Below are 10,215 nucleotides of genomic sequence, written 5' to 3'. Positions count from 1 at the left end.
TCATGATGAGCAAATGCGAGGAGTATACGAAGCACAGAGCCGCAGCGTACATGAAGTACGTGAGGACTTGCGCATCGGAGCGACGAAGCAGTTGCCATCAGGAGTAGAGTTAGGAAAGAGGTCTAATAATCACGAACAACCTTCTTCACCCTTCACATTGGCTAATTGTTAATTAAATACTTACGCAAGAGGTCTATTTTACTCCATTTCTTATCCTTAAATATTGCCGCTTTGGAGATACCAAATTTCTTTGATATCTCATCAAATGACAGCCCTTCTTTCGCTTTAATATTTTGATAGTTTCCAAAAAAGTCTAATCAATATCTTTTTTCTAAATGCTAATGGATATACCATTTTCTTTCCTAGAAGTTGTTCTCTTCTATGTTAACATACATTCCTTCCTTTTTATACTCTTTTTATGACGCTTTAGCATAGTTTCCGAAGAAGTCTATTATTGCCCTAGAAAGTCAGAAGTAAGAAAGACAGAGTTACACTACTATATGATACGTGAGGATTCCGAATCGATAAGCGACTGGCGCAGTTGCCACGAAGGAGTATAGTTTAGAAAGAGTCTATTGCAAGTCACATATTCAAAATGCTTGCGCAAAACTTCTCTAGCACTTGCCTAAAATCCTTCTAGTCTGAACTATGCCATGAGCACTTATGCACATGCACCCCTATCTCTAAAAACAACTTCTCTCTAAAGTGCTGATACACGTCTTGCATAAGTTGCTGCATATCGCTGCCAAAATTTTCATCCATCGCTATCGCGCTCCACTCATCTTTGCTAGCTAAACAGTTTTTTACCTTTTCTATCGAAACATGCACATCTTGCGCTACTCTTTCGAGATTTTCTAGATATTTCTGAGCATTAATGAAATATCCATTTTGTAAGAGGCAAATGAACTCAGATAGCATAGCATTATATACTATCTCCTCTAACTTTGTTTTGTTATCGATAGACCTCTTTCTTTCTTCATGGCACTGCTTCATCGCTCCGATGCATGAATCCTCACGTACTTCATGTACGCTGCGGCTTTGTGCTTTGTATGATCCTTGCATTTGCTCATCATGAGTGAGTTTGGAAAGAGGACTGATGAATCGTTGATTAGAGTTCACGTCTTGATGATCGACTAATACCTGGTTTGAGTTAGCGCATGCAGAATTTCCATGTACACATAACATGCTAGGTAATGATTTTGATATTGCGCGCATAAGAACATCTTGTTATATTAATTTATTGTATCGATAAACTATTGATAAACTTAAAATCAGTTATTTTTCACAACTACAGATATAATTTCTGTGACTCAAAACATATCACAAAAAACACACAATGCAAGCATCGCGTTCACTTTTTTTATTCTTCTGCATTGTCAGCGCAATCAATATTTTCTAAATCATCCCCAATGCTACTACTCGCATCACCACCACCATCCAGATAATCATCCAGCAACCGTTCCCTAATCTTTCTACTACTAACCTGCGCCTTACCTATGCTATGGCTAGCCTGATCTAGCTTCTCTTTAGTTTTTGCAAGCATTTCGCCAAAATACTTAAACTCCTGTTTAATATCACCCAAAGCATGCATTAATTCACTCGATCTCTTTTCTATCGCCAGAGTCCTAAAGCCCATCTGCAAACTACTTAGTAGCGCTATAATAGTGCTAGGCCCAGCTATAATAATGCGATATTCTCTATGCAACTCCTCCAATAACCCAGCATATTGCGATATAGTTGCATATAACCCTTCGGTTGGTAAAAACATAACGGCAAAATCTGTGGTATGCGGCAAAAGTATGTATTTTTGCGATATACTCTTCGCATTATTCTTAATAATTTTTATTAAATTCTTATTGCACAGCTCTATCTCGTCACTCACTCCACTATGTTGCGCATCAAGCAGCCTCTCGAATTCAGATACGGGAAATTTGGCGTCAATGGGCAAATACACCACTCCCTGCCCCTTACCAGGCAGTTTAATTGCAAAATCAACTCTACTATTAGAACCAGCGATAATTTCCACGTTACTCTGATATTGAGCATGAGTTAATATTTGAGCGATGAGATGATCCAGCTGCGCCTCCCCCCAATTACCACGCGTTTTGATATTACCCAAAATTTTCTTCAAATCCCACACGCCAGTGGCTAAATGCTGCATTTGACCCAAGCCATGATGCACCTGCTCTAAGCTCTTGCTAACGGTTTGAAAGGAGGAGTTGAGGCGCGTTTCTAGGGTTTTGTGCAGCTTTTCTTCTACCGTGGAACGAATCTGCTCTAAGTTTGTTAAGTTGCTGCGCTGCATACTTTCTATGCCAGCGCTTAATGCTGTGCGCACACGCTCTAGCTTTTGCTCGTTGTAGCTACTAAACTCAGCTATACGTCTTTCTATAGCTTCTAATCTTTTATCTTGTGACTCAAAATAAACTTTTAAATATTTGAGGAATAAATAGCCAAATATAAGTAAAAAGAAAATTTGCAGAAGTGGTGGTAGTAGAGTATTATTCAGCATGATATTTTATTGAAGTTTTGATTCGTTTTTATGTAACTATACTTGCTGCGTGATTTTTGGTGGCTAAAGTTAACATTTTGCGCCATTATAGCTGTTATCTATAACTTTATTTAGGGTAAAAGTAGGTAATATACACATCCAAACTCTTGAGTTCGAGTTAAAATTAAAGTAAGGTATGTTATGGATTATTGCGTAATCAAACAATGAGATCGTTGCTGTTATTGCTGCGTAGTTATTGCCGCAATTGAAAATATCATAAAATAATTAAAGTAGTTTATAAATAGGTAAAGATGATGAAAAGCTTTTCTAGCAATCAAAAGAAAAAACAAAAAATGGTTAATAAAATTATGAATAAAAAAGAAGATGTGGTGAGAGCGGTAGCAACTCAAGGCGGTGGCGTTATTAAGCGCGCTTTAATTACTTCTGCGCTGGTGGCTGCTGGTGCGTCTCAGGTGCATGCCGCCACACCAAATCTTGGCATTTCCATTATTACTACTGCCGCCGGCGACGCTGTTGTGAATAATGGAGCAAATGTAGCACTTGATAATGCTGAATATGTTTGGTATGGCAGCGGTGTCGCGCAGGCCGAAGGTGACCTTGCTAATTTAGTTAATAACGTCGCCTCCCCTGAGAAAAAGCTAACAACATCAGCGGTGACTTTAGTAATTGATGCAGCTCAAGATGTAATAATCAATACAACTGCAAACTCTACCGCCCCCTGGACCTTCTCCAGCATGGCTATTTACTTGAATAATGCTGCCAACCAAACAGTCACTTTTAATGCATGTAAAAATGCTGGCGGTGGTGTTGTTGGTAGCTTTACTAACTCCATGCTAACAGTAGGTGCCATAGGTACTGCCAACGTAGCGAATTTTGTAACTCTAGCATTGGCAACTGGCAATGCTGCAAATGCAACATATGGCATTGACAACTTGAAAAAAGATATGGGTACTCTGCCAGAGGCGGGTAGTATTGGTGCTACTAATGTTGGCGTGCTCGTGTTAGACGGTGGGGTGGTGGATACTGGTGGAAACACCAATTTTTATATAGCAAATGATGGCTCGAAAAGTGCAACAATAGCCCGCAACACCTGGGATGGCTTGTCCACCCTCAGCCTTGATGCGGGTGGCGTTAATCGTACTGCCGCCGCCATCATCAAAATAGCCCAGCCTACCAACCCAAGCTGGACTATGGGTAATGCTATAGCAGATAATGTCAATGGCAATACTGCCGGCGCAAGCGGCATAGCGGTAGTCGGTGCGAATGTTGGTGCAACTCAGTCTGCGATGATAATTTCTAACAATCTAAGAGGCAAGGGCACTATCAACGCTTTCACTTGGGGTGCTGGCAATGTTGCTGCTAACGCAGTTGGCTTGGTGCTTGCGCATGGAAAAGATGATGAACTAACCGTAAACCTCACCTCACAGAACAGCACCGGCGGCGCCGTCGCCCCCTCAAACCCAATGGGCGTGGGGTTATATGCAAATGGCATGGGCGTGATACAAACTGGCGCGGGCTCAACAACCCTCAACGTTTCTGCTATTTCTGGCGAGGTTTGCTCTACGTTTGAAGCAACTGGTGCTTTGACCATGGTTTCCGCCTCTCCAGTTGCTGTTACGAGTTTCGTTTTGCAAGATGCCACCCCCGCCGGCGGTAACATCTATCTTGATGGCGCAGATAACGCAGAGAAGGTTACTTTCACTTTAGGCGCAAACATCCCCGCCCTTGCTAAGGCTGCAGTGGTATTAAACCGTAAGGTTGACGTGAGCACAGCGGCGGCGAATTTTGCGCTTAGTGAAAATAATGTAGATGTGAATATGCTGAAAAAGGCAGTTATCAACATTAGTGATACCAACGCCGCCTCCACTATAACCATCGCTACCTTAATAGACGCTGCCTTAGGCGCAGTAGCTGGCCCAATAGCTAAAGGTACCGCCGGTGGGGGCCAGTTAAATATAAGCCTCAAGAATGCTGGATCCACCGCTACAATCACTGATTTAACATTAACAAGCGGCGGTATCGTGCGAGGCGCAACTACCGTGACGACTGCAAACATTACGAAAGGAGCTTTAATTAGTAAAACAGCTACTAACGTTACCTTTAACGCAGCTGTAACAACAACTGATAGCATAAAGAACATATTAGATAGCTGTGCTCTGGCTAGTGTTACGCTTGACCATACTAACGCAGCCCCCGCAGTGCCTGGTTTAGCAATTACTATCGCGCAAAATAAAGGCGGAAATCTTATCTTATCTGCGACTGCAGATAATGGGATAAAAATCACTAGAGATGGCGGTGGTAATGGCTATCTAGCCTTAACCCTCTTAAACCCAAGCACCAGCGCTTCTGCGATTAGTGTTGTAGGCGCTGCACTAACTAACTTTCAAAAGAGCGCAGTGTTGATACGTAATGAAAGCACTAAGTTTGCTTATACAGTAAAAGAGGTTGCGGCGGATTATGTTGTGTTTGATGGTTATGGCAATACATCTTCAATTGTTATATCCGATCTCTATGCGCCTTCTGCCGGCACCATTGTAAGAACTAAGAGTGGCGTTTCAATCAAAAGCAAAAGTGCTACATTGCGTAACCTGCAATTCGATCATAAGGATGGGGCAACTGATACTAGCAATGTGGTTGGGATAATTGAGACGAGTAGTGAGGTGAATGAGTTATATATGAACCCTAGCTCCTCGCGCGGCGTATTGAAAGTGCAATCTGACGTGAAGGTAAATAGCAGCGGCAACAATACGCTCGGTAATTTGGTGCTGTCGTTCTCAGTGCCTAAAAAAACCATCTCAGGCCAAGCTAATGATTCAATTTTGCGCGATGGCCCTAGTGGACCATCAGTTATTGGCGGCGCTTATTCATCTGGCAGTACTTTAGCTGAGGCGGAAGCTCCAATTGTTTTGGTTGATGCAATCATGAATCACAAAGATTCAGTATGGATATTTGCAAGCTTAGAAAAAAATAACCTCACTATGAGTAATGGTGTGGTAAAGATTATTGGAGCCCTAAAAAGCGCTAAACTCACTGGTGGAGCACTCACGGTGGGCGGTGCTACCGAAACGCTAGAACTAGAAGGCGGAAAGGCTACCTTAAATTCTGTAGTTACAGCGTCTATTAAAAAAGGCGGGGAGCTTAATGTAAAAACCGCTCAGAATTTGGAATTGTCGGATGGCGCGACAGTATATTTAGACACTAAAGTAGAGAAGGTAACTTTAAATACGAACAGTGCTTTGCATGCTATTGGCGGTAACAGCGTGCGTATCGTAGATTTGATATTAAAAGGTGGCAAAACAGCTGGTTTAATAGACACCTTTGGTCTCACTAACGGTTCTTTGACATTAGAAGGCAAAGTAGGCTCTAATTCTGTAGCGCTGAATACTTTGATATTAGGCAGTGGTGGCGTTTATTTGAATGACGAATCATACATTAACTCCGTGGAAGTTAAATCGGCTAAACCAGCTGGTTTGTATGTGAAGGGCGAGAGTTTAGAGCAGCCTAAACTATACACCATTACTCAGATCACTTCGATGTCTGGCGCTACTTCGCTGCCAATAAATATTCAAAATGGTGTGGTGCAGTTGAATATTACACAGTCTACAGATAAGAATGCGATCATACCTCATGTGCTTCTTGGTGAAGACGGTGTAATTAAAATCACCGCTAGCACTAATATGAATATATCGGCGTTTGGCACTACTATGCCTAAAAACACAGCAGTAACTGTCGTTGGTTCAGGAGAAACATCTGAAATCTTGCTCGCCGGAAAGATGGGTTCTGCAAATTTAAGAATTGCGGCGCTAAACATATACGACGCTCTGCTCTCGCTAGAACAGGATGCATATTTCTCTGAAGTATTCATGAGTAATGCAACTTTAAAAATCAACAACTCTCTTGCCACTCCAAAAATATCAGTAACTGAGAAATCTGAAAAAGCGGTGGTGGTGTTGAACAATACGCAAAATATTGTGTTAAATATGCAAATAGGTAGTCAGAACCAACCATTGAGTGCGCTCGAGATAAGCGGAAAAGATGTGACGTTAGATGGGGAGTTGTATACAAATCTCATTCAGTATACTGGCGTTGCTGATGCTGCAGGAGATACGAAGAGCACGAAAACTATTTTAACTCTTGGTAAGGGTATTAGCTGTAATTTTGATGTGATCTCTGATTCGTCAAATGCGTTCTGGATTGCTTTTAGTGGCGCTCAAACCATTAATAACACTATTTCCATCAAGAATGGTGGAATTTTGTGTACTACTGATGATTTATTACAAATAAAATCTGACAATATCGACCAAATTAGCATTATATCAGACAAAGCCACTGGTGGCGCGGTTGTGTTTGAACCAGGCAAGGCTTTAATTCTTAAAAATATAGGTACTAACTCAAACGCACTAGCGTCTGTGTCTATAAATAATAGACAGATAAATACCACCGATTCTTTTGCCGCTAAGAAGTTAGAATTGAAATCTACAAAACTTGCAGTGGGCGGTAATGCTGTGATATTAGAAGGTAGTATTGATGCTGAAAGTGCAGTATATTTTGGCGGCCTCAATACTAAAGCGCACATCACTGGTGCTAATGGTAGCGTTTATTTGCATCAACTCCAAGCGGAGAGTGCTAGCGCCATAGCAAAGAGAGGGTTTGAGTTAACTCTTGGTACAGAAAAAGCGCCATTAGCATTAATTGAGCTAGATGCTGCAAGCAAGAATGTGATGAAAGGAGCTATTTTTGCGCAAGAAATCAAAAACTTTAATAACATTGCGTTGGATGGCGCGTTAACGGTTTCTGGTGCGTTTAGTAGCGCCGATGCTTCTTGGGACTTAGGTTTACAAACTATGACCCTCACTGGCAAATATGTTGGTGCAATAAATCAAAAATTTAATCTGAGCTTAGACGTTGATAAAGCCACTGCTAATGCTATAGTTGTAAAAAATGCTTATACGTTAGACATGAGTAAGAGCGCGATGGCCGTGAAGGTTAGAGTGACTAAAAATTTCATCAGTGCACTTAATAAAAATGAAAAACTAGTTGATATTAAATTGTTTGTTACAGAAAGTGGCGGCGTTGTGAAATTTCCAGATTTCTCTCAACTTACTGTAGACACTGACAATGATACGTTAGTCTGCAGACTAACGCCTAGTGGCGAGTTATTGTTGCGTAAAAAAGGAAATGACATAGATCCTATACCTACCACCGCTAAAGAAATTACTGAAGTTGCAAAAAGTATAGGGGCCGCTCAATCCACAGTATCTGCGATTGAAGAATACAATAGTGCATTAATAGAAAGTGCGCGCAAAGATCCTAACGGAATGGCGGCGGCTATACAACAAAGAAATGAATCTATTGCAGCCTTTGCTGGTGGTAAAGCTGTTATTAAAGCACAAATTCAAGAAACTAATAATCCAGCCGCCACTACGCCTACTTCCACAGCTCAAACCTTTACTGCCACTATTACCGAAGCTGCGCTAGGAAGTTCTAATACTCCCGATATCAGAACGGCTGACACTGGTTTTAATAAAGAAGGTGGTGTATCTGCTGGTGATGGCTTTACTGTTCACAGAACTAATGCCTGGATTCGTCCTCTTTACAACCTAGGAAATCAAAATGCTCTCGCAACAACGCAAGGGTATAAAATGGGGCAATTTGGTTTGATTACTGGCATTAACCACACCGTGAACCAAACTATGTTTGGTATGGCTATTGGGTATCTAGATTCTAATAATAAGAGTAAAGGCGTTACCGCTGGTGCTCGTAGTGATGTTAAAAGCTTTATATTAAGTTTGTATACTAAACAAGACTTTACCGAGCAAACATCCGCCTCAGTTCTGTTTGCTTATACTAATGGCTCTAATAAAATATCTAACCCTCGCACTGCGTTCGTAAATAATGCTACTCGAGAAGTGCTAGGTAGTGCTAAATGTCGCTCTAATAACTTTGTGCTGCAAGTGAGAGGAGATTATAGCAAACCTCTTAATGATGGGTATTTTGTAAATCCTTATCTTTCTCTCACGGCGATAAGCTTGGGAGCTACGAGTTATACAGAGAAAGCCGATCATCTGCCAGATAGAAAGGTTAAGACTGCTGGATCTGCTGTTGCGCAAATGGTGGCAGGCGTTAATTACGGTGCCAAGGCAGAGTTTAATGGTGGAGCGCGCACGTCTTCGGTCTATGCGAATTTGTTGTTGTCTACTAAAAATAGCAGCAAAACTACGGTAAGTATTGATGGTATTTCTCCTATCGTTACGCCAGCCGCAGAAAATCAAGCTATTATGTTTAGTGTAGGGGCAGCGCTAGATCTTAAGAGCGCGGATGGTTTGGAATTGGGATTAGGCGCTGGATTCGTTGCTGCTAATAAATATACTGGACTGATGACGCAAATCGCTCTGCGTCTGAATTTCTAGTCTCTACCTATTAGTATTTTATTTGTATCTTTTAATCCAGCTCTCAACGTAATGCGTCTGCTGTGTCGTAATGCAGAGCGTTGCGTTGAGATTCGATTCTTGCGTATTCATAATAAAATAAACTACGATGGGGAATTTTCTCGTAATCGAACTATATTTTAGGTTGTTCAAAGAATTTGGACATGCAGAGGTGAAAGTTATTATAGATACAGGATATCAGGGTATATATAATAAATCACCTTGCATTAGGTGAGATAAAGAAGTGCTGTAAGGCGTCATACAAATGAGTAGATCGGTAATTCTATCTTTAATCCATCGTTTTATATTAGCTCAAAATTTTTCAATTGAGTTTAGATCTAGCGAATAAGGTGACGCAGCTTACAGATTCAATTTCTATGATCACTACTTGACCAGGTTACAGTTCTTTTATCAAAAACTCCCTCCACCCAGCTTTCAAATAATAGTGTATTGCATAGACCATTAAATACCATAGGTGCTATTGATTTATCCCGCTATAATATTCGTTCTTTCGTAATGTGTTTAGTCCCAGTAAGAAATGGTTAGGATTAAGTATAAAATATTCAGGATGAATTGTCCACTGATTTAATATAAATTGCCAAGGAGTTTTTCCTTTGATGGCTTTAAGTCGTTTAGCGAAGTTATAAGCCATCAAGTAAGCATGCAGATGCTGTTTTAGCTCATCATGAGATGCATAATGGAAATTGTTTACAGCTGCTTCTTTGAGAGTTCTATTCATGCGTTCTACCTGCCCATTAGTCCAAGGATGTTTGATCTTAGTCTTTCTATGCTCTATCTGACGCTCATTGCAAACACGCTCAAATATATGAGTAAAAGCATTTTTATGATGATCGTGATTGGTAAATTGAATCCCATTATCTGTCAATACCTTATAAAATAGACCTCTTTCCTAACTCTACTCCTGATGGCAACTGTGGCGACGCTGTCGATGCGCAAGTCCTCACGTACTTCATGTACGCTGCGGCTCTGTGCTTCGTATACTCCTCACATTTGCTCTTAATTGAGCGAGTTTCGAAAGAAGTCTATTTTAAAGGTACAGCTTTAATAAGGTTACGTAAAAACTCTGCGGCAATCATTTTAGTCTGGCTTTTATGTAGCTCTGCATAAGAAAATTTAGATGTTCTATCAATTACTACATATAGATATAATTTGCCTTCAGCCGTCCTTACTTCTGCTATATAGTAAATTAATTTGAGGTAGCGTATTTAAAAAAGAAAGATAACGAAGCAAAAAGACTCTGAAAGTCAGAAATTT

4 protein-coding genes and 1 pseudogene are annotated in these 10,215 nt (G+C 40.8%); 2 read left to right on the top strand and 3 right to left on the bottom strand.

Annotated features, from left to right (window positions below; genetic code table 11):
* Nucleotides 1–13: 13 nt before the first annotated feature.
* On the top strand, nt 14–172 hold the full coding sequence (locus Sarmat_RS04760) for a hypothetical protein (protein ID WP_202149504.1): 159 nt from the start codon (nt 14–16) through the stop codon (nt 170–172).
* A gap of 464 nt (nt 173–636) precedes the next feature.
* Here Sarmat_RS04760 and Sarmat_RS04755 read toward each other — a convergent pair whose 3' ends face one another.
* Nucleotides 637–1,185, bottom strand: coding sequence for a hypothetical protein (locus tag Sarmat_RS04755; protein WP_202149668.1), 549 nt, complete (start codon nt 1,183–1,185; stop codon nt 637–639).
* A 175-nt stretch (nt 1,186–1,360) separates the two neighbouring features.
* Complete coding sequence (locus Sarmat_RS04750) at nt 1,361–2,512, bottom strand: DNA recombination protein RmuC (RefSeq protein WP_202149667.1); 1,152 nt, start codon at nt 2,510–2,512, stop codon at nt 1,361–1,363.
* A gap of 290 nt (nt 2,513–2,802) precedes the next feature.
* Here Sarmat_RS04750 and Sarmat_RS04745 point away from each other — a divergent pair, with 290 nt between their 5' ends.
* Complete coding sequence (locus tag Sarmat_RS04745) at nt 2,803–8,922, top strand: autotransporter domain-containing protein (protein WP_202149666.1); 6,120 nt, start codon at nt 2,803–2,805, stop codon at nt 8,920–8,922.
* 496 nt (nt 8,923–9,418) lie between these two features.
* Here the strand turns inward: Sarmat_RS04745 and Sarmat_RS07405 are convergent.
* A pseudogene (locus tag Sarmat_RS07405) lies at nt 9,419–10,139 on the bottom strand (integrase core domain-containing protein); the annotation flags it as partial.
* Between the last annotated feature and the right edge of the window lie 76 nt (nt 10,140–10,215).

Origin of the sequence: Candidatus Sarmatiella mevalonica, assembly GCF_016751895.1 — a bacterium.
Lineage (GTDB): Bacteria > Pseudomonadota > Alphaproteobacteria > Rickettsiales > Rickettsiaceae > Sarmatiella > Sarmatiella mevalonica.
The sequence above is the reverse complement of the archived record's forward strand: the minus strand, read 5'-3'. Positions and strand labels throughout refer to the sequence as shown.

Excerpts from the sequence above, each read along its gene's own strand:
- Sarmat_RS04760 (WP_202149504.1), top strand. The coding sequence starts at position 14 with ATGCGAGGAGTATACGAAGCACAGAGCCGCAGCGTACATGAAGTACGT.
- Sarmat_RS04755 (WP_202149668.1), bottom strand. The coding sequence starts at position 1,185 with ATGTTATGTGTACATGGAAATTCTGCATGCGCTAACTCAAACCAGGTA.
- Sarmat_RS04750 (WP_202149667.1), bottom strand. The coding sequence starts at position 2,512 with ATGCTGAATAATACTCTACTACCACCACTTCTGCAAATTTTCTTTTTA.
- Sarmat_RS04745 (WP_202149666.1), top strand. The coding sequence starts at position 2,803 with ATGATGAAAAGCTTTTCTAGCAATCAAAAGAAAAAACAAAAAATGGTT.